Consider the following 25,221-nt stretch of genomic DNA (forward strand, 5'->3'; position numbering starts at 1 on the left):
CATAGTGCCATTTCTCTCCGGCTGAGGCGACGGCCAGGGCAGGCCCCTCTGGCGGTTTCCCGGCGCCCGCCGCTCCGCATACTCCGGGCGTGCTGCCGACCACGGGCCGTCCCGAGCGCCTTCCTGAGCGCCGTCCCGACGGCCGGCTGGACGTCGCCCTGCTCGGCGCGACCGGGTCCGTGGGGCGGGTGGCCGCCGCGTACCTCGCGGCCGCGGCTCCGGCGGGGGCTCGGATCGGGCTCGCCGGCCGCTCACCGGAGGCGCTGGGCCGGCTGCGCGACACGCTCCCCGAGCGAGCCGCGACGTGGCCGCTGCTGGTCGCCGACACCGCCGACGACCGCTCGCTCGACGCCCTTGCCGAGAGCGCGCGCGTCGTCGCGACCACGGTCGGCCCGTACGCCCGGCACGGCCTGCCCGTCGTCGCCGCCTGCACCCGAGCCGGGGCCCACTACGCCGACGTCACCGGCGAGACCCTGTTCGTGCGCGAGAGCATCGACCGGTTCCACGCCGCTGCCGCGGGCGAGGGGACGCGCGTCGTCCACGCCTGCGGGTTCGACGCCGTGCCCTCCGACCTCGCGGCCCTGCTGCTCGCGGACCGCGCGCGGACGGGTCGGGCGGCCTCACCCGCACGGTGCTCGTCGCCGGCCCGATGCGCGGCGGGATCGGTGGCAGCACGTTCGAGAGCCTGCGCGGGGAGCTGGACGCCGCGCGCGCCGGCGCTCGGGCGCGGGCGCTGACCCGGGACCCGTACGCCTTGAGCCCGTCCGCCGACCGGCCCCTTCCGACCGGCCGCCGGCGGGCGGTCCGCAGCGTCGCCGGCGTCTGGACCGCGCCGTTCCCGATGGCCGCGTTCAATTCACGAATCGTCCATCGCAGCAATGCGTTGCAGGCATTCGACTACGGGCACGAGCTGGACTACTCGGAGGCGCTGCACGTCGGCGGCGGACGCCTGGGCCTGCCGGCCGCGGCCGCCGTGGCCGCAGGGCTGGGGGTGGCCGGCGCGCTGCTCGCCCGTCCACCCTCCCGCCGGGTGCTCGACCGCGTGCTCCCGACGCCCGGGGAGGCACCGTCCCCCGAGGTGCAGGAGGCCGGGCACTTCGGCACGACGACGTACACGGTGACCGGGACGGGCGCGCGGTACGCGGCCACGGTCGCGGCGCCCTTCGACCCCGGCTACGGCGCGACGGCGCGGATGCTGGCCGAGAGCGCGCTGGCCCTGGCGCTGGACGCGGGGCTCCTGCCGCACCGGGCGGGGGTGCTCACTCCGGCCGCCGCCCTGGGCCCGAGGCTGGCCGAGCGGCTGCGGGGCGCGGGCTTCACGTTGACGACGACGCGGTGGCCGTAGGCGAGCTGGCCACCAGCCCCTCGCGGATCACGTCGAGCACCCGGTCGAGCAGGCTGCCGGGCCGCCGCTCCCGGACCGCCTGCTCGACCTCGTCGGGCAGCTGTCCCTCCAGCACGAGCTGCGCGACGCCGTGCACGCACGCCCAGGCCACCTGCTCCGCGCCCGTCCGGCCCTCCGCCGTGAGCCGGCCCTCGTCGACCAGGCCGTCGAGCGCGGCGCCGAGCAGGGCGTACGGGTCGTCCTCCTCCGTGCCGCCCGGCGGGGTGGGGCAGGGGGTGAAGGCCGCCCGGAACAGCCCCGGCTCGTCGAGCGCGAACTGGACGTACGCCGCGCCCGTGGCGCGCAGCGCTCCCGCGGCCGAGCGCTCGCCCTCGGCGGCCTCGGCCCGCATCCGCGCTGCGAGCTGCAGCATGGCCTCGTCACGGACCGCGGTGACGAGGTCCTCGCGGCTGGAGAAGTGCCGGTACGCCGCGGTGGGCGACACCCCCGCCCGGCGTGCGACCTCGCGCACCCCGACCGCGGCCGGGCCGCCCTCCTGCGCAAGGGCGAGCGCCCCTTCGAGCAGCGCCTCGCGCAGCCGCCCGTGGTGGTAGGGCCGCTTCGCGCGGGAGTTGACACTGTCAACATCTGCTGCCATGTTGACAGCGTACACATCTTGCGACGGAGGGACGGGCATGTCCGCGACAGTGGTTCCCGGGCGCATGACGGCGGCGACCGACGACGACGTCGTGGTCTTCCTCATCGGCATGCGGGTGAACCGGCTACGGGCCGTCCGCAGCTGGCTGCCGGCGGCCCTCGCCATGCCGCGCATGCTGCGCGAGCTCTGGTGCCGGCCCGAGCTCGGGATGCTCGACGCACGGACCTACTACTCCGGCCGCGTCATCCTCGTCGTGCAGTACTGGCGGTCCTTCGAGCACCTCGACGCGTACGCCCGCGCCGCCGACCGCGAGCACCTGCCGGCCTGGCGGGCGTTCAACAAGCAGGCGCGCAGCGCGGGGGACGCCGCCGGCATCTTCCACGAGACGTACCTCGTGCCCGGCGGCTCGCGCGAGTCGATCTACGTCGGCATGCCGGCGTACGGCCTCGGCCGGGCGCTGGGCGTCGGCCCGGTCGCCCGGCGCGGTGAGCGGGCGGCACACCGGCTGGACGCGCGTACGCCGGACGTCCCGGTCGTCGACGCGGCCGGCGAGCTCGTCCCGCAGCCCGACGGCGCCCACCGGTAGCCGCGGTAGTGGCGCGGCCTATCGCCTGGCCGCGCCGGGGTCCGCCGCGCCGGTCGTTCCACCCTCGGCGGCCAGCCGGACGGTCGACGCCTCGAAGCCGGCCAGCTGCCAGGGGCGGACCACCGTGACCAGGACGAGGGCCGCAGCCGCCATCCCACCGGCGACGAGCGCGGCCATCGCCGTCCCGTCGTTGCCGAGCGCGCCGACGAGCGGGGAGGCGAGCGAGCCGATGCCGAACTGCGCCGCCCCGAGCAGGGCCGCCGCGGTGCCGGCGGCCTCGCCGTGCCGCAGCAGCGCGAGCGCCTGGGCGTTCGGCCCTGCCATCCCGAAGCCGGCCAGGGAGACGAAGAGGGGGACGAGGATCCCGGCCAGGCCTCCGGTCCCGGTCGCCGCGAGCGCGAGCATGACCAGGCCGGCGCCCGTGCCCACCGCCAGCGCGGCCACGAGCAGCTGCTGCGGCCCCCAGCGGCGCAGCAGCCGGACGTTGAGCTGCGTGGCCCCGATGACGGCGACGGCGTTGGCCGCGAAGGCCAGCCCGAACTGCTGCTCGGAGAGGCCGAACTGGTCCTGCAGGACGAACGACGAGCCGGCGACGTAGGCCAGCAGCGAGGCCATGGACAGGCCGATGACGAGGACGAGCCCGACGTACGGGCGGTCGCGCAGCAGGGCGACGTAGGCCGCCGCCGTGTCGCGCACTCCCCCGCGACGCCGGCGGGACGGGGGCAGCGTCTCGCGCAGGGCCAGGGCCGACAGCGCCATGAGCACGGCGCCGAGCAGGGCGAGCGCGATGAAGATGCCGCGCCACTCGGTCCAGCGCAGCAGCTCGCCACCGATCGTCGGGGCCAGGACCGGCGAGGTGCCGAGCACCAGCATGAGGCGGGAGAACATCGTGGCCGCGGCGAGGCCGGAGAACAGGTCCCGCACGACGGCGAGCGCGACGACGGTCGCGGCGGCGGCGCCGAGCCCCTGGGCGACCCGGAGCACGCCGAGCACCGCCACGTCGGGCGCCACGACGCACAGGGCCGAGGCGACGACGTGCAGCGCGGTCCCGGCCAGCAGCGGCCGGCGGCGGCCGAACGCGTCCGACAGCGGGCCGATCACCAGCTGGCCGACCGCGAGGCCGGCCAGCGTCCCGGTCAGCGTGAGCTGGACCGCGGCCTCGGTCGTCCCCAGGTCCTCGGTGATCGTCGGCAGCGCCGGCAGGTAGAGGTCGATGGTGAAGGGGCCGAGGGCCACGAGCAGGCCGAGGACCGCGACCAGGCGGAGCCGCTCACGCGGGGAGACGGTGGGAGGGGGAGCCGTTTCGGCGTCGCGGGCATCGGTTGTCGCGGTCATGCGGTGTCGTCGTCCTTCGAGGGTGGGGCTGCGCCCGGGAGCGGACGCACGGACCGCGCTGTCCGGACCGGACAAGGATGTCAGACGGACGGCTCCGACCCCTTGTCGATTGTCGTCCCGCCGTGCCCCGGGCCGCGGTGTCAGTGGCGTCGGCGATAGTTCGACCGTGCCGGCGACGTCCGCGGCTGCAGGCTCGCCGCGCGCGGCCGCCGCGCTCGGCGCCGGGCCCAGGCACGCTGGACGTCAGGACGGACAGGACGAGGAGACGGGGACGATGGAGCTTGCGGAGGCCAGGGCGCACGGCGAGGAGCTCCTGCACCGACACGGCCTGGCCGGCTGGAGGCTGGTGTTCGACAACGCCAAGACCCGCGCCGGGGTGTGCCGCTTCGAGCGCAAGGAGATCGGGCTGAGCCGCGTCCTGACCCAGCTGCACACCGCGGCCGAGGTCCGCGACACCCTGCTCCACGAGATCGCGCACGCCCTCGTGGGCCCCCGGCACGGCCACGACCGGGTCTGGCGGGCCCGGGCGCTCGCCATCGGCTGCAGCGGGGAACGGTGCGTCCCCGCGACGGCCGAGCGCGCCCCCGGGCCGTGGCTGGGGGTGTGCCCGCAGGGCCACGAGACCACCCGGCACCGCCGGCCGGAGAAGGTCCAGTCGTGCGCGAAGTGCTCGCGCCGGTTCGACTTGTCGGCGGTCTTCCGCTGGACCTACCGAGGACAGGAGGTGCCGATGCACCCGGCGTACGAGGCGCAGCTCGCGTTCTACCGGAGCCGGGCGGCGCGAGCGGCCCGCACGGCTCAGGCCGCGCAAGCGGGGGCGGCCTCCGCGGGCGGGCAGACCGCCGCGGCCTCGGTGACGGCGACCCCGCGCCCGACCGCGCCCGGCCCGGCCGCGCTGCCCGTCGGGGCTGCCGTGCGGCTGGGCGGCCGGGGCAAGTACGCCGGGCTCCGCGGGACGATCGAGAAGCGCGGCCGTACCCGCTATCACGTCCGCACCCGGCTCGGGCTGGTGGCGGCGCCGTTCGAGCTGGTCGAGCGGCAGTAGCCACTGCCGGTTGACGACGTTGACCCTCCGGGTAGGCTGGAGGTTGACGTCGTTGACCGAGGAGCCGCCGTGAGCCCGTCCCAGCGCATCGTCCGCTCGCCGTCCGCGACCGCGACGAGCACGGCTGCCCGGCGCTCTGCCGCCCCGCCCGCGCTGGTGGGCCTGCGTCCCAGCCAGCAGCGCTTCGTCAACTCCATGATCGCCGAGCTGCTGCTGCGCGACCCGGACGGCAGCCGGCTCGACCGCGTCGACGACCCGGACGCGCTCGCCCGCGAGACTGCGGGCCGCGTCGTCGACACGGCGGCCGCGTGGGAGGCGCACCTCGGCGCGTTCTACGACGTGGAGGGCGTGCGCACGCTGCTCTCACGCGGCGGGCGCCTCATCAGCAAGCAGGCGGTGAGCAAGCGCAAGGGGCTCCTTGCCCTGACGACCGGCTCCGGGCGGGTCGTCTACCCGCGCTTCCAGTTCGCCGACGGCGCCCCGCTCGCCGGGCTCGACGACGTGCTCGCGGAGCTGCCCGAGCCGCTGGTGTCGCGGTGGACGGTCGCCTCCTGGCTGGTGTCTCCGCAGCCCGCGCTCGACGGCGAGCGCCCCGTCGACGTGCTCCGGGAGGGCAGCCCGGCCCCCGTCGCCGCCGCCGCCCGCGGATGGGCGCGGAGCCTGGCGGCCTGATGCAGCGGCCCCGCTCCCCCGAGCCACCGCTCGAGCCCCCCTCCGAGCCGCCCGCGGGTCCCCCCGGCAGCGGGCCCGCCGGCTTCCCGGCGCCCGGCCGCGAGGGGTCCTTCGACGGCTTCCCCGCGGTGGACGCGGCCCGGGCGACCGGCCCCTTCTTCCGCATCTGGCGCGCCCGCGACCCCGAGTCCGGCGAGCGGCGTACGCCGTGGTTCTTCTCCAGCCTGCCCAGCCGGCTGCCCGGCCGGTTCGACCTGCCACGCCCCGAGGGCACCTGCTACTTCGCCGACCGGGCCTACGCCGCCTGGCTGGAGGTCTTCCGCGGCTGCGGGCTCGTCGACCGCGTCGACGTCGAGAGCCGCCGGCTGCTCACCGTGACGCGCACGGCGCCGGCCCCACCCCGGCTCGCCGACCTGCGCGCACCCGCATCCCGGCCGTTCGGCGTCACCGCCGACCTCGTGGGCGGCGATGACTACGCGCTGGCCCACCGCTGGGCGGGAGGCCTGCGCCGGGCCGGCTTCGACGGGATCAGCGGCACGATCCGCCACGACCCCACGCACGCGGCGCGCAACGTGGCGCTCTTCGGCCCCGCCGGGCCGCGGCACCGGGTCGGCGGGTGGCAGGGGTCGAGCACGCCGCTCGCCCGCTCGATCCGGCTGCTGACCGAGCTGGCGCCGTTCGGGACCGGGGTGGCTGCCCGGCCGTGGGACGTCGCCGTGACGCCGGTGGAGCGCCCCGGCTGACCGGCCGCGAGGCGTCCCGGCCGGCCTGGGCCGGAGGCTCGCCCGTGAATGCGCCGTCGACGGCCTGGGGAGAGGACGACTGCACCCGATCACGAGGAGACGCCGATGACCGTCGCTGACCTGCTGAAGGACGCCTTCGAGCGGATGAAGGAGCTCGGGCACGACGCGGTCGACGGGCTCTCGGGGGAGCAGCTGGCGACCCGGCCCGACGGCACGGGCAACTCGATCGCCTGGCTGGTGTGGCACCTGGCCCGCGTGCAGGACGACCACCTCGCCGAGGCCGGCGGCTACGAGCAGGTGTGGACGGCCCAGGGCTGGGCCGACCGGTTCGGGCTGCCGTTCGAGACCGGCGAGACCGGCTACGGGCAGTCCGCGGCCCAGGTGGGGCAGGTGCGGGCGGGCGCCGAGCTGCTCGCGGGCTACCTCGACGCCGTCGTGGACCGCACGCTGGAGTACGTCGGCAGCCTCACCGACGCCGACCTGGACCGGGTCGTCGACGAACGCTGGGACCCCCCGGTCACGCTCGGCGTGCGCCTCGTCAGCGTCGTCGGGGACGACATGCAGCACCTGGGGCAGGCGGCGTACGTGAAGGGCCTGCTTGGCAGCTAGCGGCCATGGCCGCGTCTGCACGGCGCGGGCGGCCCGTCCGGTCACCTAGATTCCGGGACGTCGCACCGCCGTCGTCCCGGGAGCAGCCATGTCCGTCTCGCGCCGCCTTCCTCGTGCCCTGCTCACGGCGTGCGCGGTCGTCGCGTGCCTGCTCGGGCTGCCCGGTCCCGCCCCGGCGGCCGCCGCCGGGGCCGCCGTGGCCTGCACCGACGCCACGCTGGTCTTCGCCCGTGGCTCCGGCCAGCCGCTGGGCGCCGGGGAGGTTACCCGCTTCTTCTCCGCGTCGCTCGCAGCGCTCGCGGCGCGACCGGTGGGCACGTACGAGCTCGGCACCCATGCCCAGGGCGCGGCCCGCTACCCGGCGGTCGGCGTCGGCACCGACTCCACCGAGGCCTTCCTCACCATGATCGGCGCAGACCTGTCCTGGACCGGCCTCGGCAGCTACCGGGCCAGCGTCGCCCAGGGGGTCGCCGAGACGGCGGCCTACCTCTCGGCCCGCTCCGCGCTCTGCCCGGGCGAGCGCTTCGTGCTGAGCGGCTACTCGCAGGGCGCGCACGTCATCGGTGACGCCCTGGCCGGGCTGGCCCCCGCCCTGCGGGCGCGGGTCGCGTACGTCGCGCTCTTCGGCGACCCGAAGCTTCACCTGCCCGAGGGCAAGGGCATCGTCCCCCCGGCCTGCCGCGGCGGCAGCAGGTCCCCCTGGCGCCGCGGCAGCGCCGGCTGCCTGGTGGACAGCGGGATCCTCGAGGCCCGCGTGCCGTACGTCCCGGCCGACCTCGCCGGCAGGGTCGGGTCCTGGTGCGACTCCGGCGACGCGGTCTGCACGAACAACCTCGCGGCGTTCCGCAACACGGCGCACTCGGCGTACGACCTGCCCGGCAAGGGCGTGGACCAGGCCGCCACGGAGATCGCCGCGGCGCTGGCGCGTTGAGGAACGGCCCTCACCACAGCCCGGGCTCCTCCGTCCGCGCCCGTGATTCCGCCGGAATCGCCCGCCGCCGGGGGGCCGGCGGGTCGAGCGGATCCCCCGACGCGGGCAGGACGCCCGCCCGGGCCAGGGCGTCCAGCACCGCGCGGTAGTCCTCGGTGACCGCCTCCCGCGGGGAGTGCACGGGGAGCGGCCGCTGCTGGGCGTACGCCTCCGGGACCCGCACGCTGCGCCGGACCGCGGGAGTGACGATGTCGCCGTAGTTCTCGGCCAGCAGGGCGAGCGCCTGCGCGTAGAGCACGCCCGCCCCGGTGGGCGGCACGTTGCACGGGATCACGCCGGCGAGGGACAGCTTGGGGTTGTAGGCGCTGCGGACGTCCTCGACCGTGCCCTCCAGCTTCGGCACGCCGGCCAGCTCCTTGACCGTCGGCTGGGCCACGGTGATTACCGAGTCCGCTGCGACGAGCGCTGCGATCGTGAAGATGCTCAGCGCCCCCGGGCAGTCGATGATCGTGACGTCCGCGGCCGCCTGCTGCTCGGCCATCGCCTCCAGCGCCTGGCGCAGCCGCTGCTCGCCGCCGAGCGAGCGGGCCAGCTCGACCGCGTCGGCGTCGAGCCGGTCGTCCGCGGGCACGAGCCGCAGCCGCGGCACGTCGGTCTCCACGGCGGCGTCGACGAGCGTGAGCCCTCGCCGGCGCAGCAGCACGTCACCGAGGGTGGCCGCAGGCTCGTCCACCCCGAGCCAGGTGGTGGCATTGGCCTGGCCGTCGGAGTCGAGGAGCAGGACCTCGTGCCCACCCTGGGCGAGCAGGGCGGCGAGGGTCACGGCGCTGGTCGTCTTCCCGGCCGACCCCGCCTGGTTCGCGATGGCGACTGTGATCACTGGACGTCCTCTGCAGGGGTGCCGGCGCTGATTCCGCCGGAATCACCGGCGGGCGGCGCGTCCCGCGCCTGGCCCAGCCGGCGTTGCTCCCACGGGGTGGGGACGTAGCCGACCGCGTCGACGAGCCGCTGGACGTGGGCGGCCTCCCGCCTCCCCCACTCCTCGCGCGGAGCCCGGGCCGCGAGCTCGTCCGCCGCGACGGTCATGGCCCACGCGCCCCACGCGTGCTGCCGGTCCGGGCCCGTCGCCAGGCTGTCCCGCCAGACCTGCGGGTCCTTGGCGTAGGTGTCCCCGATCCGGCGCCCGAGCCAGCCGTGGACGAGCTTGAGCGCGCCGGCGCTGTCCACCCGGCGGTGCAGGGCCGCCTCGGCCAGCTCGCGCAGGAGCGCGCGGGCGTCCGGCGGCGCCTGCACGAGCGCGGTGCACGCCGCAGCGCGGGCCTTGGTCGCGCGCCGGCGCTCGCGCTCCTCGTCGGGGGCCGCGACGGGGCCTTCGGGGTCCCCCGGCACGGTCTCGGCGGACGTGTAGTACTCCAGGCCCTGCGGCGTCGCGACGGCGACCAGCGTCCCCGCCGCACGGGATGCCACCACCTCCTCGTCCGTGTGCAGCCGCCGGCCCTCCGCCGCCTCGGAGCCCCACACGGCCTCCGGCTCGACGAGGGGGACGCCCTCGCGCGCCGCCTGCTCCTGCGCCTGCTCGACGGCCCGCTGCGCCTCGGCCCGGCGGGTCAGCTCCTGCACCGCCGCCGGGACCGGCAGCGACCGCTCCTTGGCCAGCCCGTACGCCGCCTCGGCCTGCTCGGCCGGCATCGCCGCGAGCGCGGCGGCGTCGGCGAGCGAGAGGGCGCCCTCGGCGAGGTCGCGCCGGGCCGACGGGGCCAGCCGGAGCAGGGCGAGCCGCTTGGACACCTGGCTCTGGGCGACCCCGAGCCGGCGGGCGATGTCGCGCTGGCTGACTCCGCGCTCGGCCAGCGCGGCGTACTGGCGGGCCTCGTCCAACGGCGTGAGGTCCTCGCGGTGCAGGTTCTCCAGCCCGGCCGCGACCAGCGCCTCGACCGGGTCGGCAAGGTCCTCGCGGACGATCGCCGGCAGCGTCGCGCGCTCGGCCAGCAGCGAGGCCGCCCGGCGCCGGTGGCCCATGACCACCACGTAGCTCCGCCCGGCCATGGCTGCCGCGTGGTCCGGGTGGGTGGCGACCCAGGCGGCGGTCGGCACGAGGGTGACGGGCTGCTGGACCCCGCTCTCCCGGATCGACGCGGCGAGCTCGGTGACGTCCCCGACCGCGCTGCGCGGGTTGTCCGGGTTCTCGGCGATGTCGGACAGCGGCACGTCGAGGACCGCCCGGCCCGGGCCGGCCTCCTGCCCGGGGCGCGCGAGGGCCGCGACGATGCGCCCGCTGCGGGCCGGGAAATGCTCCTCGGACGTGGCCGCGGGCACCCGTCGGGTGAGCGCCGCCACGGCGGAGCCCTCGAGCCCGCGCCCTCGCCTGCTGCTGGGTGCCACAGAAGTCCTTTCGCCGGTCGATCGGCTCGCCGCGCCGGACGGGCGGGCGAGTCGGACGGGCACTGTCTACGCCAGCGGGTGGGGGCCCGTTCAAGGCGGCGCGCCGCTGCTGCTCGAGTGATTCCGGCGGAATCACCCGCGGGCGCCCCTCCTGCCACAGCAGCACCAGCGGTACCTCCACTCCGCCTCAGGTACCGCAGCCCGGCACCTGCGACCGAGGCGGCGCAAGGTCGGCGATCCCTAACGTCGCGGCCATGACAACGCTCATCGCCGACCCCGACGTGGTCGCGATCCCGGTCGAGGACAACGGCGACCCGCTCGTCGACCTCGCCACCTGCGGCATCGCCTGCGCCGAGCCGGGCAGCGACCGGCGCCACGTGCGCTCCACGCTCGCCGACCGGCTGTTGGCCGCCGACGCGGCGCTCCCCCCGGGGGTGCGCCTGCTCGTCGTCGAGGGGCTGCGCACCGCCCGCGCCCAGGCCGCGGTGCTGACCGGCTACACCCGCGAGCTGCGCACCACGTTCCCCTGGCTCGGGTCGAAGGAGCTGCGGCGGCTCGCGACCCGCTACGTCGCGCCGCTCGAGGTCGCGCCCCACGTGGCGGGGGCCGCGGTCGACGTCACGCTCGCCGACGCGTTCGGCCGGGAGCTGTGGATGGGGACCGAGCTGGACGCCACCCCGGAGGAGAGCGGAGGCCGCTGCGCGTTCGACGCCGACGTCGACCCGGAGGCGCGCCGCAACCGCATTCTGCTCGCGCGGGCCCTCGGCGACGTCGGGCTGGTGAACTATCCGACCGAGTGGTGGCACTGGAGCTTCGGCGACCGCTACTGGGCCTTCGTCAGCGGGGCGGACCGCGCGATCTACGGCCCGGTCGAGCGATGAGCCGCCCCACCCTCACGGTCGATCTCTCGGCCGTCGCGGCCAACACCCGCCTGCTGGCCTCCGCGGCGCGCGGCGCCCTGATGGCCGTCGTCAAGGCCGACGGCTTCGGGCACGGGGACGCGGGCGTGGCCCGCACGGCGCTGGCCAGCGGTGCGACGGCGCTCGGGGTGACCTCGGTCGAGGAGGCGCTGGCGCTGCGCCGGGACGGGGTGGAGGCGCCCGTGCTCAGCTGGCTCAACCCGGTCGACGCGCCCTTCGACGAGGCGGTGCGGGCGGGGGTGGAGCTCGCCGTGCCCTCGCCGGCCCACCTGCAGGCGATCGCCGCTGCGGCCCGCCGCACCGGGCGGCCCGCCCGGCTGCACCTGCACGTCGACATCGGGATGGCCCGGGACGGCGCCTCCCCGCTGGAGTGGGACGCGCTGTGCGCCGCGGCCCGCAGCGCCGAGCTCGCCGGGGACGTACGCGTCGTCGGCGTCATGGGCCACCTCGGGTGGGCGGACCAGCCGTGCGACCCGCTCAACCGGCACGGCCGCGAGCGCTTCCTCGAAGCCGTGGCGGCGGCGCGGGCCGCCGGCCTGCGCCCGGGCACGCGTCACCTTGCCGCGACCGCGGCCACGTTGACCGCGCCCGACACCCACTTCGAGCTCTGCCGCGTGGGCGCGGGGCTCGCCGGCATCGACCCTTCCGGGACGACCCGGCTGCACCCTGCCCTGACCCTCACGGCGCCGGTCGTCGCGGTGCGCGAGGTGCCCGCCGGCACGCACGTGGGCTACGGCCGCACGTACGCCACGTCGCGGCGGGCTTGGCTGGCCCTGCTCCCGGTGGGGTACGCCGACGGCATCCCGCGCGCGGCCTCCGGATCGGCGTGGGTGCAGCTGCGCGGGCGCCGGCGCCGGGTCGTGGGCGCCGTGTCCATGGACTGCGTGGTCGTCGAGGCCGGGGAGGACCCGGTGGCCCTCGGGGAGACCGCGACGGTGTTCGGCCCGGGCGCCTCCGGCGAGCCCACCACCGCTGACTGGGCCCGCTGGGCGGGGACGCTCGAGCACGAGATCGTGACCGGGATCGGCCCGCGCGTGGCACGCCGGACGCTGACGGCTCCGCAGCTGGCGGTGAGCGCGTGAGCGCCCGGCGGCGCGTCGCCGTGATCGGCGGCGGGCGCAACTGCGAGCACGAGGTCGGCCTCGCCACCGCCGCCTCGGTGCGGCGGGCGCTGGACCCGCGGCGCTACGACGTCGTGCCCCTGACGATCGGGCGGGACGGCTCGTGGTCCTCCGACGGCTCCCCGCTCGCCTTCGCCGACGCCGTCGCGGTGCTCGCGGCCTGTGACGTGGCCTTCCCGGCGGTGCACGGCCCGCACGGCGAGGACGGCACGCTCGCGGCGCTCTGCGAGCTGGCCGGCGTCCCCTACGTCGGCGCCGGCGTCCGCGGCGGCGCGCTGGCCATGGACAAGTGGGCCACCAAGCTGGTGGCGGCGGCGCTGGGCATCCGCGTCGCGCCGGGGATGGTCGTGGCCTCCGTCGACGAGCTCGTCCCCGTCCGGCTGCCCGCGGTCGTGAAGCCGGTGGCGGCCGGCTCCAGCCACGGGGTGACGCTCGTCCGCTCGGCCGCGCAGCTCGTGCCGGCGGCCCGCGCCGCGCTGGAGCTGGACACCCGGGTGCTCGTGGAGGAGCTGGTCGTCGGGCGCGAGGTGGACGTGGCGGTCCTCGAGCGCGCCGACGGGACGCGCGTGGCCGGCCCGCCGCTGGAGGTCGTCGTGCCGTCCGGGCGGCTGTTCGACACCGAGGCCAAGTACGACGGGTCTGCCGACTTCCGGCTGCCGGCCGTGGTCTCGGACGTCGAGGGCAAGGAGCTCGAGGAGGCCGCGCTCGCGATGTTCGACGCGCTCGGCTGCTCGGGCGTGGCCCGGGTCGACTTCTTCCTCACGAGGAGCGGCCCCGTGCTCAACGAGGTCAACACCATGCCCGGGCTCACCGAGCAGTCGCAGGTGCCGAAGATGTTCGCGGCGGCCGGCCTGGCGTACCCCCGGCTGCTGGACGAGCTGGTCACGGGGGCGCTGGCCCGCGTTGGGTGACGTGATTGCATGGGCGCGTCCTCTTCTCCGCACCGGATCGGCACGCGCACAGTCCATGGCCCACTCGCTCTCCTGGCCGCCCGACGAGGCGGGGCGGCGCCTGCTCCTCGGCGGCGCGATCGGCCTGGCCGTCGCGGCGTTCGGGCTGTGGGAGACCGGCCGCGGCATCTCCGCGAACAACCCCAGCCCCCTCGCCGCGGTCGCGATGGGGGTGGCGGCGGGGACGTACCGGGTCAAGCCCGCGCTCGCCCTGGCGCTGGTGTGGGCGGCCGCCGTGCTGCAGGTGCTGCTCGGCCGTGACGTCGCGTTCGTGCAACTGGCCACCCTGCTCGTGGCGTACGGGACGGCCCGCTACGGGCGCCCGGTCACGGTGTGGGCCAGCGGCGTCTCGATCCCGATTGGGGCGGTCCTCGCCCTGGCGTACATCGCGACCACCGGCACCGACCTGCCGCGCCGGCTCGGACTGTACCGCTTCGGCGGGGACCTTTCGGCTCCTGTCGTGGCGAACGGGCTCGTGCTGGTGCTCGCCGCGCTGGCCGGCCCCTGGCTGGTGGGGCTGCTGCTCCGGGTCCGCGACGCGTACCGGCGCTCCGTGGCCCAGCGGCGCGCCGCCGAGGCGGAGGCCGAGCGGCACCAGGAGATCGCGGGGCTGGAGGCGGCCCAGGCCCGGCTGGCCCGCGACGTGCACGACGTGGTCGGCCACTCGTTGACCGTCATCCTGGCGCAGGCGGACTCGGCGCAGTTCTACGAGGACGCCGACATCGCGAAGATCCGCTCCGCGATGGAGCAGATCGCCGCGACGGCACGCTCCTCGCTGGGGGACGTGCGCCAGGTGCTGGCGTCCACGTCACCGGACGCCGCTCCCCCGCGTCCACCGGGTGGGCTGGACGAGCTGATCGAGGGCGTGCGCGGCGCCGGCCACGACCTGCGGCTGCGGGTCGAGGGCCTGCCGCAGCCGATGCCTCCGGAGCTGGACGTGGTGGCGTACCGCGTGCTGCAGGAGATGCTCACGAACGCCATCCGGCACGGGCGGCGCGACCTGCCGATCTTCGTGGACCGGACGTGGGGCGCCGACGAGCTGCGCCTCGAAGTGCGCAACGCCGTTCAGGAAATGGAGTACACCTCCGGGGAAGGGCTCGGGCTGCCCGGCATGGCACGGCGGCTCGAGGCCGTGGGCGGCCGGCTGCGTACCCGCCGGGAGGACGTGCCGGAAGGCACGGTGCAGTTCACGGTGACGGCCGACGTGCCGGTGCGGCCCAAGGGGGGACGATGAGCGAGCCGATCCGCGTGCTGCTGGTCGACGACCAGGAGCTCTTCCGGTCGGGGGTGGCGGTGAACCTCGACGCGCAGCCCGACATGCAGGTCGTCGGGCAGGCGTCCAACGGCCGGGACGCCGTCCACCTGGTCGCCACCACCCAGCCGGACGTCGTGCTCATGGACATCCGCATGCCGGAGATGGACGGCGTGGAGGCGACGCGGCTGATCTTCGCGCCGGAGGCCGCCGCCCGCCGCTCCCGGCCGGTCCGGGTCATCGTCCTGACGACGTTCAACCTGGACGACCGGGCCGCGACGGCGATCCGCTACGGCGCGAGCGGCTTCCTGCTCAAGGACGCGACGCCGGACTTCCTGCGGGCCGCGATCCGGACCGTGCACTCGGGGAGCGCCGTCCTCGCGCCGGACGACCTGCACACGCTGCTCGAAGGAGGGTTCCGGCACTCGCAGCCGCTGCCCTCGGCCTACGGCTCCCTGACCGACAAGGAGCGCGAGATCCTCGACGCGGTGGCGCGCGGCCTGAGCAACGCCGAGGTCGCCGCCGAGACCTTCCTCAGCGAGTCGACGGTGAAGACGCACGTGGGCAGCATCCTGCGCAAGCTCGACCTGCGCGACCGGGTGCAGATCGTCGTCTTCGCCCACGAGCACGGGCTGCGCTGAGCGTCAGCGCTCGCGTGGGCGCGCTCTCGCCGCCCTCCACGGCGGCGATGCCCAGGTGCGCGAGCAGTGAGCAGGCGCGCACGCCGACCAGCGTCCCGGCGACCATGACGGCAGCGACCGCCCGAAGGGCGAGCGTGATGACGAGCCCGGTCGTCATGACGGTCCACGTCTGTCGTGAGCCACCGCCCCGGTGCACCACGCCCTGCTGATGCCTCAGCTCCCGAGCAGGCGGTGCTTGACGCCCTTCGCGGTGGCGCCCGTCCGGTAGGACTGGACGAGGTACGACCCGAGGGCGATGTTGCCGCCGGCGAGGACCGGCACGGCGTACTGCGCGAGCCGCTCGCGCTTCTGCCAGCGCGCGATCTCCGGCGGCGTCCCCTCGGTCGGGATCGTCGCGTCCTTGACCTCGACCTGCTCGCCGCGAGCGTGCGCCGCCTCGGCGAGCTTGGCCACCTTCTTGCCGGTGTAGGTGCTGTACGCCGTCGCCGCCGCCCCGAGCACGCCGACCCCGGCCTTGAGCATCCCGGCGGTGGCGAATCCCTGCTGCAGGGCCATCCGCCCCTTCCCGACCTGGGTGAGGCGGAGCCCGGCGCCCAGCACGGCTGCGATCCCGACCCACTCGACCGGGCCGAAACGGCTCCACGCCGAGTCGGCCACGCGGATTCGGTCGATGCCCTGGGGCAGGTCCTTGCCCGCCTTGTTCACGCCGGCGGCGCCCATCACCGCGCCGCCGAGCCAGAGCGCGGCACCGAGGTCGTGCACCGCCTGCGCGAGCGCGTGGTTGTCCGAGGAGCTGGTGGGGCCCTTGCCCATGTCCGAGGCCTTTCCGTCGTGGCGGGTCTGCAGGGCGGCGGTCGCCAGCCCGAAGAGCGCGAGGTCGCGTACCGGGTGATGCTTCTGCAGCTTCACGTAGACGCTGCGCTCGCGGAACCAGCCGCGGTGGGTGCCCCGCTCCTGCAGCCCGTAGCCCGCGTGGTGCAGGCGCTTTTCTCCCGCGGCCGGCCCGGCCGGTCCGCGTGCTGGGAGCGGTAGAGCCACAGCTCGATGGCCCGGTCCATCGTCCGCGGCGCGAGCGCCCCGGCCGGCTGGGCGGCCGTGGCCTGGAACCCGAGGTACATGTCGCGACGCTGCCCACGGTGATGAGCGCCCCGTGCCTGCTGTCCGTGCGCTGCCTGAAGTACGCGACGGCCTCCAGGGAGCCGTACGCCACACCCCACAGCACGGTGTCGTAGACCCGGTGCATGTCCTCGGTCGACACGTCCTCGATGCGGCCGAAGATCGACACACCGCCGTTGTTCTTCCAGGTGTCGAAGCCGCCGAGCTCCTGGACGGCGGTGCGGGCGATCTCCTAGGACGTCCTCCTGCCGGCCGACGTCCGCCACGACGTACGTCGCCCGCCCGCCCTGCGCCCGGATCACCTGCGCCAGGCCGCGCAGGGCCTCCTCGTTGCGGGCGGCGAGCACGACGGCGGCCCCGCGCGCAGCGGCCTGCCGCACCGTCACCAGCCCGATGCCGCTCGAGGCGCCGGTGATGACGACGACCTGGTCGGCCAGGGGCTTGAGCCTGTGGCGCATCCCCCGCCTCAGGCCTGGTCGCCCAGCACCTCGGCGCGCGTGGCCTCACCGGTGCTGTTGTCCGGCACCTGCCCGAACCGGTTGTCCGAGGGGTCGACGCCGATCGCCTCGCGCGCGGCCTCCCCGCCGGTGGACATGTCGCCGAGCGGCGTGTCGGAGGTGCTGCGGTCCAGATCGGCGATACCGGTGGGCGCCGCAGTGCTGCCCGCATCGGACTCGGCCCGGCTCGAGGAGGCCGCGGAGTCGCCCCCGCCGGGCTCGCTCGCGGTGAAGCCGGCCTCGGCGGCCACGTCCTCCGCGCGCCGGCCGATCTGGTCCGGGCTCGTGGCCGTCGCCGGGTCGACGTTGCCCAGCGCGGTCTCGCCGGGCAGGTCCTGCATGGCGGCGCGGGCGCCCTCGCGGTCCTGGCCGGAGGGGGTGGAGCCGGTGTCCTGCGTCATGGGGTCTCCCGGAGCGGGCTCGGTCGTGCTCGTATGCGGCGGTACGCGCGGCCTGGTCTCGACCGGTCAGCGGGGCGCAACGCGGCGTCGCAGCCGCGGCAGCTCCCGGTGTGTGGCGTTCCTTCCCGTTCGTCCGGCTTGTACGCGGAGGAATGCCGCGATTGTTCGGTGGCGCCGTCCTTGCGGCCCCGCGACCCGTTGCAGCGCCGAACGATCTCGGAGAAGCTGCAGCGGACGTTCTTCTGCGCGCCAGCTGGGCAGAACCTCAGGTTCACCGGGCCTCGATCGGGTCGGCGCGTGACTGCGAACTCCCCGCTCCCCGCCTCCGGTGACCCCTCCCTGGTCTCCCGCCGTACCGTCCTCGCCGGCTCGGCCGGCCTCGTCGCCGGCGCCGCCCTGACCGTCTCGGGCGCCTCCGAGGCCTCCGCCGCCCGCCGCGCCTACTCGACCGACGGCCCCGCCCTGCTGTGCGAGCCGTACCAGCTGGACCCGAGCTGGAGCGATGTCAACATCGTCTGGCACACCGCGACCGAGGGCGACGAGCACTTCGTGCTCTTCGGTGACGCGGTCGCCGACATGACCGCCGCCGAGGCCGTCGCCGCCGTGACGGGCAAGGCCGCCAGCGGTGACGGCTGGCGGCGCAAGAGCGCCGACACGCACCGGCTGAGCCAGACCGCGGAGGACGCGGCCTCACGCGCCCCCCAGGCGTACACCAGGCTGACGCCGCGCCCGGTCTTCCGCCACTGCGGCCGGGTCATCGGGCTCGAGCGCGGCGTCCGCACGCCGTACCGCGTCGTGTCGCTGCACTCGGACGGCCGCGCGACGGTCAGCGCGGCGTACACGGCGGAGGCGAAGGCGCGCCGCGGCGACGCGGTCAAGCTGCTCCTCACCAGCGACCACCAGCTCAAGAACATGACCCCGGCGAACCTCACCAAGGTCGCCGAGACCGTCGGCGTCGAGCTCGACGGCGTCCTCGTCGCCGGCGACCTGGTCAACGTGCCGGACCGGGCGAGCGAGTGGTTCGACTCGACCACGGGCCTCGCCTTCTTCGCCGGCCTCACCGGCCGGGCCAGGTTCACCCTGGGCGGCAAGCAGTACACCGGCGCCCCGCTGATCCAGAACACCCCGCTCTACCCGGCCATCGGCAACCACGAGGTCATGGGCCGCACGGTCGAGGCGACGCTGGACGCGCAGTTCAACGACCCGCACCCGCGCTCGGTCGCGGAGCGCCGCTTCGCCACCGAGGGCTCCGGCGACCGCGAGGCGTGGGTCACCGCGAACTCCTGGAACGCCACGACGTACGAGGAGATGTTCCCCTTCCCGGCGTCGAAGCAGGGTGGGCCGCAGTACTGGTCGACCACGATCGGCGACGTCTTCCTCGTCAGCCTCTTCGTGACGCAGATCTGGCGCTCGGGCTCGACAGCGCCGAACGTGAAGGGCAAGTTCCAGGAGGCGTCCTCGACCCTCGCCGACCCGACGAAGTGGGGCTACGGCCAGCACATCTTCGAGCCGGTGTCGAAGGGCTCGGAGCAGTACGAGTGGCTGGAGAAGCAGCTCTCGTCGAAGGAGGCCCGCAAGGCCAAGGTCCGCGTGGTCATGTACCACCACCCCGGGCACGGCCTCGGCGACAACTCCGCCCCGGCGTTCACCGACCCGGTCCCGACCGTCACCCGCGACGCTTCGGGGAACGTCACTTCGGTGAAGTACGAGTACCCCCTCGAGGACGACCACATCCTGCGCGACCTCGAGCCGCTGTTCAGCAGGTACGGCGTGAACCTCGTGCACAACGGCCACTCCCACCTGTGGAACCGCTTCGTCAACGCCTCGGGCGTCAACTGGCTCGAGACGTCGAACGTCGGCAACTCCTACGGCGCGTACGACGACTTCAACGGCACGAAGCGCGCGCTCCCCGACGACGGCGAGAACGTCCTGCTCGGCGACCCGGGCGGCCTGGAGCCGGTCGTCCCGACGGTGGCGCCGCTGACGGACGCGCAGGGCCGGCCGATGCCGTACGTCTCGAGCAACGACATCACGTGCTTCTCGGTGCTCGACACCGCGGACATGGTCGTGCGGTCGTACCGGTACGACACGCGTGACGCGGCTGCGCCGACGGTGCTGTTCGACGAGATGCCGCTGGGCTGAGGTGCGGGCTGCGACCCTGTGGAAGGTCACGCTTGCTGTAGCGAGCATGCCTTGCCACAGGGTCGTGGCCGCCCGGTCCAGCCTCGGCTCCGCAGCACCGGGGCCACTTCAGCTGCCACCGAGCAGGGCGGGAGCCAGCCCTCAGACCCCCGCCGCCATGCCCACCAGCGGGTCCAGCCGCAGGCCCGGGTGCTCGCGCGCGACCGTCATCATGCGCCACTTGTTCAGGAACAACGCCAGCGCGGTGCCGTCGCTGCGCACCATCACCTCGGTCCCGGGCAGCCGCGACAGCGTGTCGGCGGCCTCGATGTCGGTGACGCGCGCGATCGAGTACTCCAGCGGCTCCATGTGCACGGGCGCGTTGAACTCGTGCTCCATGCGGTACGCCGACACCTCGAACTGCATGGGCCCGACCGCCGCCAGCACGGGCGCCTGGTCACCGCGCAGGTCCGAGCGGAGCACCTGGACGACGCCTTCCTGGTCCAACTGCTCGACACCGCGGCGGAACTGCTTGTAGCGGCCGACGTCCTTGGCCCGCATGACCGAGAAGTGCTCGGGCGCGAAGCTCGGGATGGCGGGGAACTCGACGGCCTTGTCGACGTAGAGCGAGTCGCCGGGGCGCAGCGCGTTGGCGTTCACCAGGCCGATCACGTCCCCGGGGTACGCCGTCTCGAGCGTCGAGCGCTCGCGCCCGAAGAGCGCCTGGGCGTACTTGGTGTGGAACGGCTTGCCGCTGGCGGCGTGCGTGACGACCATGCCGCGCTCGAAGACGCCGGAGCACACCCGCGCGTACGCCACCCGGTCCCGGTGCGCGGTGTCCATGCCCGCCTGCACCTTGAACACGAACGCGCTGAACGGCGCGTCGAGCGCGCGCCGGCCGCCGCGGACGTCGGGGCGCGGCGCCGGTGCGGGCGCCAGCTCGACGAGCGTGTCGAGCAGCTGCTTGACGCCGAAGTTCTGCACGGCCGAGGCGAACAGCAGCGGGGACGTCTCCTCGGCGAGGTACGCCTCCTGGTCGTGGTCGGCGCCGCTGGCCTCCAGCAGCTCGGACTCCTCGACGGCCGTCACCCAGGCGTCGCCCTCGCGGGCGGCGGCCGCGTCGGCGTCCATGACCTCCTGGGGGGCGACGGTGGCGCCGCCGGACGTGCGGGTGAAGCGGACGTACTCGCCGGTGCGCCGGTCGAGCAGCCCGCGGAAGTCGCCGGCGATGCCGACCGGCCAGTTCACCGGCGTCGGCTTGAGCCCGATGGTCGACTCGATCTCGTCGAGCAGCTCGAGCGGCTCCTTGCCGGGGCGGTCCCACTTGTTGATCACGGTGATGATCGGGACCTTGCCCGCGCGGCACACCTCGAAGAGCTTGAGCGTCTGCGGCTCGAGCCCCTTGGCGGCGTCGAGCAGCATGACCGCGCCGTCGACGGCGGCGAGGACGCGGTAGGTGTCCTCGGAGAAGTCCGCGTGGCCCGGGGTGTCGAGCAGGTTGATCACCGCGTCGCGGTAGCCGAACTGCAGCACCGACGACGTGATCGAGATGCCGCGGTTGCGCTCCATCTCCATCCAGTCGGAGACGGTGCCGCGCCGGCCGGCCTTGCCGTGCACGGCGCCCGCCTCCTGGATCACCCGGGCGTGCAGCGCCAGCGCCTCGGTGAGCGTGGACTTGCCGGCGTCCGGGTGCGAGATCACGGCGAACGTACGCCGCCGCGCCGCCTCACCGGCCGCGTCCCCCGCGGGCAGGGCCGAGCCGGTGCCCTCGTCCGTGAGCGGGCCCGCTGCCTCGGCTGTGCTGCTCATCGCGTGATTCCTCTTCGTGTCCGGCACCACGTCCAGGCTACCGGCGGGCCGGCGCACACCTCTCATATCGCCGTCCGTACCGCCGATGGAGGGAACGTCGACCCTTCAGCGCGCCCCTGCGCGCCGCACCCTGGAGTGCAAGTGCCTCGTTACTCTGCCAAGCACCGGTTCCGTGACCGGCGTGCCTGGGTGGCGGCCGCCGTCGCAGCCGCCGTCACAGCCGGCGGCCTGACCGCCGCCGGGCTCGTCGGGCCCGGGCGCGCCACGGCGTACACCAGCCTGAACATGTCCGGGCAGACCCTGGTCTTCGACCACACCACCGGCAAGTACGTCGACATTGCCGGCACCGGCTCCGGCGAGGACGACGGCGACATCGTCCTCTACAAGAACGTGGCCGACGTCTCCGGCGTCAAGGTCGACGCGGTCGTCACCAGCGACATCACCAACGCCACCGTGGACGTGTACGACGCCCCGGGCAGCGCGAGCGGGGTGGCCGGCAACTTCCAGATCGACGCCCACACCGGCACCGGTGGCGGCACGACCGGCTTCTCGTTCGCGTTCTACGAGGCCGGGACGTACACGGGCCCGGGGTCGGGCACGCCGGTCGTCCTCAAGAACGTGACGATGACCTCGATCGACATCGACACGTCGGGCAGCACCGAGTACCAGTTCACCGACTTCAGCGGCTTCCAGCGCTACACCGTCGTCAACGCCCGCAACACGGCGAACCAGCCCTGGCTCGAGGTCTCCCAGCCGCCCGGCAGCAACCGCGCGCGGTTCAAGGCGACCGACCCGGCCAACCGGCCCAACGACCCGCGCGACCAGGCGAGCGTCACGTACGACGCGCTGAGCCGGATCGACATCGTCTTCGGCAACGTGACGGCGGGCAACAACTTCTTCGGGGTGCAGTTCGGGACCCCGAACTGGGGCGCCTACTCGACCCAGGTCGTGACGTACGACAACCCCTACAACCAGCCCCCCACCACGACGAGCCGCACGGTCAACGTCGTCCCCGGCGTCCCCACGCCGCTGCCGCTGTCGACCTTCGGCACGTACTCCGACCCCGACGACAACCCGATGGCCGGCGTCAGGTTCGTGAGCACGCCGACCCAGGGCGCGCTGGAGCTGCAGACGGGCTCCTCGTGGGCGCCGGTCACCGCCGGCCAGTTCGTGACGACGGACGACATCGAGCTGGGCAAGCTGCGCCTGACGGCCGGCCCGCTCGACAGCATGGACTTCCGCGTCTCCGACGGCCTCGCGCTCAGCACGGGGTCCAACACGGTGACGCTGAGCCCGTCGACGACGAGCCAGACGATCACCTTCCCGAGCCCGGTCGTGGCCGCGCCCGGCAGCACCGTCGCCTCCGACGCCACCGCCTCCTCCGGCCTGCCGGTCACGCTGACCAGCAAGTCGCCCGCCATCTGCGCCGTGGACACGCTCGACCCGACCACGATCGACGCGCTCGTGGCCGGCGCGTGCACGGTCGAGGCGACGCAGGACGGTGACGGGACGTACGGCTTCGCCCCGCCCGTGGAGCTGACCTTCCCGGTCTCCACCCTGGCCGGCCAGTCGATCACGTTCCCGGCTCCGGGCACCCAGCAGCTGGCGACCGGCGCGCCGCAGACCTTCGCCTCGGGCGCGACCGCCGACTCCGGCCTGCCGGTGACGCTCGCGTCGTACACCCCGTCGGTCTGCACCGTGTCCGGCCTCTCGATCCGCGTCGCGGCCACCGGTCCGTGCAAGGTGCGCGCCACCCAGCCGGGCAACGGCACGTACGCCTTCGCGACCCCGGTCGAGCGTGTGTTCGACGTCGTCCTCGCCACCTACGCCGTCACCTACGACGCCAACGGCGGCACCGGCACGACCCCGACCACGTCGACGTTCTCCGCCGGCGGCTCGACCACCGTGGCCGGGGGCGCCGCGCTCTCCCGCGCCGGCTACTCGTTCCAGGGCTGGAACACGGCCGCCGACGGCAGCGGCACGAGCTACGCGGCGGGGGCGACGTACAGCACCAACGCGAACGTCACGCTGTACGCCCGCTGGGCGCCGGTCTACACCGTCAGCTACGACGCCAACGGCGGCGCCGGCGCCCCGGTCTCCGCCAGCTTCACGGCCGGCGGGTCGGTCACGGTCGCGAGCGGCTCGGGCGTCACGTACGCCGGCCGGGCCTTCACCGGCTGGAACACCGCCGCGGACGGCTCGGGCACGGCGTACGCCGCCGGCTCGACCTACAACGCGGGCGCGCACGCGACGCTGTACGCCCAGTGGCACGTGCTGAACATCGCTCCCGCCTACACCGGCGCGGGCTCGAACACCGCCCAGACCGTCGTCCTCGGCGACACCCCCGCCGGGCTGGCGGCCACCGACGCCGACAACGACCCGCTGACCTACACGCGCACGGGCGGCGTGCTGCCGGCGGGCGTGACCCTCGGCTCCGGGGGCGCGTTCTCCGGCACCGTGACGACGCCCGGCGTGTACGTCGCGACGGTCACCGTCGCCGACGGCCGGGGCGGCACCGCGGACACGACGCTGACCGTCACCGTCGTCGCCGCGGGCGCGCCCACGGTCGGCCCGGACACCGCGACGACCCCGGTCGACGCACCCGTCACGACCGACGTCCTCGCCAACGACACCGACCCGGCCGGCTACCCGCTGACGGTCACCGGCATCACGCAGCCCGGCCACGGCAGCGCGGTTCTCGGCACCGGCGGCCGCGTGACGTACACCGCCGCGACTGGCTGGAGCGGCAACGACTCCTACACCTACACGGTCGACAACGGCCGTGGTGGGATCGCCGTCGGCACCGTGAGCGTCTCGGTGACGCCGCGCGCGGCCGACGACAGCGCGGTGACGCCGGCGGAGACCCCGGTCACGATCGACGTCCTCGCCAACGACGTCGGCACCTTCGACCGCTCCTCGGTCACCGTGACCAAGGGCCCCAGGCACGGCACGACCGTGGTCGGCTCGGGCGGCAACGTCGTCTACACCCCGGCGTTCGGGCACGCCGGCGACGACGCCTTCACCTACACCGCGCTCGACGGCGCCGGGCGCGCGGTGGCGGCGAACGTCACGGTCGTCACGACGCCGCCGGCCGTGGCCGCTCCGACGTCGCTGTCCTCGTCCGGCACCGGCTCCGCGCAGCAGACCGGCGGGGTCTCGATCCCGCGCGGCGGCTCCGCGATGCTGCTCGACGCGGCCGGCAACCCGGCCATTGTCGTCACCGTGCCGGGCGAGGGGACGTACGCGCTCGACACCACGACGGGCACCATCACGTTCGTCCCGGCCCCCGGCTTCACCGGTGTGGCCAAGGGCGTGCGGTTCCGGGTGACCGACGCGTACAACCAGGTGGCGTCGGCGACGTACGTGCCGAACGTCGTCCCGGCCCCGGCCGCCCCCGTGGTGCTCCCGCCGGTCAGCGCCGGGACGTCGGCGCCGAAGCGACGCACAATCGCGGAGTCCGGCAGCACCGTTCCGGTGAGCTGCTCGGTGTCGAACGCCCGCATCGACCGGTGCGCGGTGACGCTCTTCGCCCACGTGAACGGGGAGCCCACGGTCACCGGCCGCGGTGCCGTGAAGGTCGCGGCGGTCAGGTCGGTCCGCTACCTCAACGTCCCGGTCAAGCTGACCGCGCTCGGGCGTGCCCTGGCCGCGCAGCCGGGCGGCCGGGAGATGTCGGTGGTCTCGCGCATCGCCCGCCGCGGCGGCGGCCCGACCCTGGTCGTGCACACCCGCACCAAGGTCGTCGCGAAGGACGTGCTGCTCGTCCGCCCCGTCTACTTCGACACCGACAGCTCGGTCATCCGGCCGGCCGACCGCAGGTACCTCGACGGCCTGCGGACCAAGCTGACCGGGGTGCGCACCGTCACCTGCATCGGCTCGACCGACTCGCGGGACACGACGGCCTACAACGTCGGCCTGGGCAAGCGGCGTGCCGTCTCGGTCTGCACCTTCCTGCTCGAGGGGCTCGACGCGGACGCCGTGACGGTCACCCAGGGCGAGACCTCGCCGATCGCGACCAACGCGACCGCGCGCGGGCGCCAGCTCAACCGGCGCACGGACATCCGCCTCGGCTACTGAGGCGCTGCCCCGCCGACGGCCGTCCCGCTTC

Annotated in this window: 22 protein-coding genes and 1 pseudogene; 15 read left to right on the plus strand and 8 right to left on the minus strand. The window is 75.0% G+C overall.

The annotated features are described in order from the left end of the window. Positions 1 to 89 precede the first annotated feature (89 nt). Both G9H72_RS21265 and G9H72_RS21270 read left to right on the plus strand, forming a co-directional pair. Positions 90 to 737, plus strand: coding sequence for a saccharopine dehydrogenase NADP-binding domain-containing protein (locus tag G9H72_RS21265; protein ID WP_331271973.1), 648 nt, complete (start codon positions 90 to 92; stop codon positions 735 to 737). Beyond that, positions 650 to 1,345, plus strand: a complete 696-nt coding sequence (locus G9H72_RS21270) for a saccharopine dehydrogenase family protein (protein WP_231126423.1) — start codon at positions 650 to 652, stop codon at positions 1,343 to 1,345. The genes G9H72_RS21265 and G9H72_RS21270 overlap by 88 nt, the downstream gene beginning before the upstream one ends. Here the strand turns inward: G9H72_RS21270 and G9H72_RS04280 are convergent. Further along, positions 1,317 to 1,982 carry a TetR/AcrR family transcriptional regulator gene (locus G9H72_RS04280; RefSeq protein ID WP_166168028.1) on the minus strand — a complete coding sequence of 222 codons (666 nt, stop codon included), beginning with the start codon at positions 1,980 to 1,982 and terminating at the stop codon, positions 1,317 to 1,319. The genes G9H72_RS21270 and G9H72_RS04280 overlap by 29 nt on opposite strands. 37 nt (positions 1,983 to 2,019) lie before the next feature. Between G9H72_RS04280 and G9H72_RS04285 the strand changes: the two genes are divergently transcribed. Continuing rightward, on the plus strand, positions 2,020 to 2,568 hold the full coding sequence (locus G9H72_RS04285; protein WP_166168033.1) for a DUF4188 domain-containing protein: 549 nt from the start codon (positions 2,020 to 2,022) through the stop codon (positions 2,566 to 2,568). An 18-nt stretch (positions 2,569 to 2,586) separates the two neighbouring features. Here the strand turns inward: G9H72_RS04285 and G9H72_RS04290 are convergent, their stop codons facing one another. Next, the gene (locus G9H72_RS04290) at positions 2,587 to 3,903 is read right to left on the minus strand and encodes a multidrug effflux MFS transporter (protein WP_166168037.1); all 1,317 of its coding nucleotides are present in this window, start codon (positions 3,901 to 3,903) and stop codon (positions 2,587 to 2,589) included. A gap of 274 nt (positions 3,904 to 4,177) precedes the next feature. On the opposite strand from G9H72_RS04290, the gene G9H72_RS04295 reads away from it, so the two are divergent. The 5 genes from G9H72_RS04295 to G9H72_RS04315 all read left to right on the plus strand — a co-directional run bounded on the left by G9H72_RS04295 (position 4,178) and on the right by G9H72_RS04315 (position 7,903). Further along, a complete protein-coding gene (locus G9H72_RS04295; protein WP_166168040.1) occupies positions 4,178 to 4,948 on the plus strand; it encodes a SprT-like domain-containing protein in 771 nt (256 codons plus the stop codon). A 69-nt stretch (positions 4,949 to 5,017) separates the two neighbouring features. Continuing rightward, positions 5,018 to 5,620 carry an antitoxin Xre/MbcA/ParS toxin-binding domain-containing protein gene (locus G9H72_RS04300; protein WP_166168043.1) on the plus strand — a complete coding sequence of 201 codons (603 nt, stop codon included), beginning with the start codon at positions 5,018 to 5,020 and terminating at the stop codon, positions 5,618 to 5,620. Beyond that, positions 5,620 to 6,363 carry an RES family NAD+ phosphorylase gene (locus G9H72_RS04305; RefSeq protein WP_166168048.1) on the plus strand — a complete coding sequence of 248 codons (744 nt, stop codon included), beginning with the start codon at positions 5,620 to 5,622 and terminating at the stop codon, positions 6,361 to 6,363. Before G9H72_RS04300 ends, G9H72_RS04305 begins: the two co-directional genes overlap by 1 nt. 105 nt (positions 6,364 to 6,468) lie before the next feature. Beyond that, positions 6,469 to 6,972 (plus strand): mycothiol transferase, encoded by a 504-nt coding sequence (locus G9H72_RS04310; RefSeq protein ID WP_166168053.1) that lies wholly within the window; start codon positions 6,469 to 6,471, stop codon positions 6,970 to 6,972. An 88-nt stretch (positions 6,973 to 7,060) separates the two neighbouring features. Continuing rightward, positions 7,061 to 7,903 carry a cutinase family protein gene (locus G9H72_RS04315; RefSeq protein ID WP_166168060.1) on the plus strand — a complete coding sequence of 281 codons (843 nt, stop codon included), beginning with the start codon at positions 7,061 to 7,063 and terminating at the stop codon, positions 7,901 to 7,903. Positions 7,904 to 7,913: 10 nt separating this feature from the next. On the opposite strand, the gene G9H72_RS04320 is transcribed toward G9H72_RS04315, so the two are convergent. Together G9H72_RS04320 and G9H72_RS04325 are read right to left on the minus strand one after the other, a co-directional pair. Beyond that, positions 7,914 to 8,783: a ParA family protein gene (locus tag G9H72_RS04320; RefSeq protein ID WP_166168063.1), complete on the minus strand. Its 870-nt coding sequence runs from the start codon at positions 8,781 to 8,783 to the stop codon at positions 7,914 to 7,916. After that, positions 8,780 to 10,285 (minus strand): ParB/RepB/Spo0J family partition protein, encoded by a 1,506-nt coding sequence (locus tag G9H72_RS04325; RefSeq protein WP_166168066.1) that lies wholly within the window; start codon positions 10,283 to 10,285, stop codon positions 8,780 to 8,782. The genes G9H72_RS04320 and G9H72_RS04325 overlap by 4 nt, the downstream gene beginning before the upstream one ends. 254 nt (positions 10,286 to 10,539) lie before the next feature. Between G9H72_RS04325 and G9H72_RS04330 the strand changes: the two genes are divergently transcribed. From G9H72_RS04330 to G9H72_RS04350, 5 genes are read left to right on the plus strand one after another with little or no spacing between them, the layout of a single operon-like run. Further along, positions 10,540 to 11,166: a M15 family metallopeptidase gene (locus tag G9H72_RS04330; protein ID WP_166168069.1), complete on the plus strand. Its 627-nt coding sequence runs from the start codon at positions 10,540 to 10,542 to the stop codon at positions 11,164 to 11,166. Further along, positions 11,163 to 12,287, plus strand: a complete 1,125-nt coding sequence (gene alr / locus G9H72_RS04335) for an alanine racemase (RefSeq protein ID WP_166168072.1) — start codon at positions 11,163 to 11,165, stop codon at positions 12,285 to 12,287. Before G9H72_RS04330 ends, alr begins: the two co-directional genes overlap by 4 nt. Continuing rightward, on the plus strand, positions 12,284 to 13,237 hold the full coding sequence (locus tag G9H72_RS04340; RefSeq protein WP_166168075.1) for a D-alanine--D-alanine ligase family protein: 954 nt from the start codon (positions 12,284 to 12,286) through the stop codon (positions 13,235 to 13,237). Before alr ends, G9H72_RS04340 begins: the two co-directional genes overlap by 4 nt. 55 nt (positions 13,238 to 13,292) lie before the next feature. Beyond that, positions 13,293 to 14,510 carry a sensor histidine kinase gene (locus tag G9H72_RS22220; RefSeq protein WP_166168078.1) on the plus strand — a complete coding sequence of 406 codons (1,218 nt, stop codon included), beginning with the start codon at positions 13,293 to 13,295 and terminating at the stop codon, positions 14,508 to 14,510. Beyond that, entirely contained in the window at positions 14,507 to 15,169 is a 663-nt protein-coding gene (locus G9H72_RS04350) for a response regulator (protein WP_166168081.1), read from the plus strand. The genes G9H72_RS22220 and G9H72_RS04350 overlap by 4 nt, the downstream gene beginning before the upstream one ends. A 213-nt stretch (positions 15,170 to 15,382) precedes the next feature. Here the strand turns inward: G9H72_RS04350 and G9H72_RS04355 are convergent, their stop codons facing one another. From G9H72_RS04355 to G9H72_RS04365, 3 genes and pseudogenes are all read right to left on the minus strand, one after another. After that, positions 15,383 to 16,207: a hypothetical protein gene (locus tag G9H72_RS04355; protein WP_231126424.1), complete on the minus strand. Its 825-nt coding sequence runs from the start codon at positions 16,205 to 16,207 to the stop codon at positions 15,383 to 15,385. 374 nt (positions 16,208 to 16,581) lie between these two features. Further along, positions 16,582 to 16,743 (minus strand): annotated as a pseudogene (locus tag G9H72_RS23340) (SDR family NAD(P)-dependent oxidoreductase); the annotation flags it as partial. Between the two features lie 8 nt (positions 16,744 to 16,751). Next, on the minus strand, positions 16,752 to 17,183 hold the full coding sequence (locus G9H72_RS04365; RefSeq protein WP_166168084.1) for a hypothetical protein: 432 nt from the start codon (positions 17,181 to 17,183) through the stop codon (positions 16,752 to 16,754). Between the two features lie 297 nt (positions 17,184 to 17,480). On the opposite strand from G9H72_RS04365, the gene G9H72_RS21280 reads away from it, so the two are divergent. Further along, on the plus strand, positions 17,481 to 19,325 hold the full coding sequence (locus G9H72_RS21280) for a metallophosphoesterase family protein (RefSeq protein WP_331271974.1): 1,845 nt from the start codon (positions 17,481 to 17,483) through the stop codon (positions 19,323 to 19,325). 141 nt (positions 19,326 to 19,466) lie between these two features. On the opposite strand, the gene G9H72_RS04375 is transcribed toward G9H72_RS21280, so the two are convergent. After that, positions 19,467 to 21,113 carry a peptide chain release factor 3 gene (locus G9H72_RS04375; protein ID WP_166168090.1) on the minus strand — a complete coding sequence of 549 codons (1,647 nt, stop codon included), beginning with the start codon at positions 21,111 to 21,113 and terminating at the stop codon, positions 19,467 to 19,469. Positions 21,114 to 21,254: 141 nt separating this feature from the next. Between G9H72_RS04375 and G9H72_RS04380 the strand changes: the two genes are divergently transcribed. Next, the gene (locus G9H72_RS04380) at positions 21,255 to 25,190 is read left to right on the plus strand and encodes an Ig-like domain-containing protein (protein WP_166168093.1); all 3,936 of its coding nucleotides are present in this window, start codon (positions 21,255 to 21,257) and stop codon (positions 25,188 to 25,190) included. Positions 25,191 to 25,221 lie beyond the last annotated feature (31 nt).

It is taken from the genome of Motilibacter aurantiacus (assembly GCF_011250645.1).
Taxonomy (GTDB): Bacteria; Actinomycetota; Actinomycetes; order Motilibacterales; family Motilibacteraceae; genus Motilibacter_A; species Motilibacter_A aurantiacus.

What these genes read in the sequence shown, in the direction of transcription:
- G9H72_RS04365 (WP_166168084.1), bottom strand. Translation starts at nt 17,183, where the DNA reads ATGACGCAGGACACCGGCTCCACCCCCTCCGGCCAGGACCGCGAGGGC.
- G9H72_RS04290 (WP_166168037.1), bottom strand. Translation starts at nt 3,903, where the DNA reads ATGACCGCGACAACCGATGCCCGCGACGCCGAAACGGCTCCCCCTCCC.
- G9H72_RS04375 (WP_166168090.1), bottom strand. Translation starts at nt 21,113, where the DNA reads ATGAGCAGCACAGCCGAGGCAGCGGGCCCGCTCACGGACGAGGGCACC.
- G9H72_RS04280 (WP_166168028.1), bottom strand. Translation starts at nt 1,982, where the DNA reads ATGGCAGCAGATGTTGACAGTGTCAACTCCCGCGCGAAGCGGCCCTAC.
- G9H72_RS04305 (WP_166168048.1), top strand. Translation starts at nt 5,620, where the DNA reads ATGCAGCGGCCCCGCTCCCCCGAGCCACCGCTCGAGCCCCCCTCCGAG.
- G9H72_RS21270 (WP_231126423.1), top strand. Translation starts at nt 650, where the DNA reads ATGCGCGGCGGGATCGGTGGCAGCACGTTCGAGAGCCTGCGCGGGGAG.
- G9H72_RS04350 (WP_166168081.1), top strand. Translation starts at nt 14,507, where the DNA reads ATGAGCGAGCCGATCCGCGTGCTGCTGGTCGACGACCAGGAGCTCTTC.
- G9H72_RS04310 (WP_166168053.1), top strand. Translation starts at nt 6,469, where the DNA reads ATGACCGTCGCTGACCTGCTGAAGGACGCCTTCGAGCGGATGAAGGAG.
- G9H72_RS22220 (WP_166168078.1), top strand. Translation starts at nt 13,293, where the DNA reads ATGGCCCACTCGCTCTCCTGGCCGCCCGACGAGGCGGGGCGGCGCCTG.
- G9H72_RS04315 (WP_166168060.1), top strand. Translation starts at nt 7,061, where the DNA reads ATGTCCGTCTCGCGCCGCCTTCCTCGTGCCCTGCTCACGGCGTGCGCG.
- G9H72_RS04295 (WP_166168040.1), top strand. Translation starts at nt 4,178, where the DNA reads ATGGAGCTTGCGGAGGCCAGGGCGCACGGCGAGGAGCTCCTGCACCGA.
- G9H72_RS04285 (WP_166168033.1), top strand. Translation starts at nt 2,020, where the DNA reads ATGTCCGCGACAGTGGTTCCCGGGCGCATGACGGCGGCGACCGACGAC.
- G9H72_RS04330 (WP_166168069.1), top strand. Translation starts at nt 10,540, where the DNA reads ATGACAACGCTCATCGCCGACCCCGACGTGGTCGCGATCCCGGTCGAG.
- alr (WP_166168072.1), top strand. Translation starts at nt 11,163, where the DNA reads ATGAGCCGCCCCACCCTCACGGTCGATCTCTCGGCCGTCGCGGCCAAC.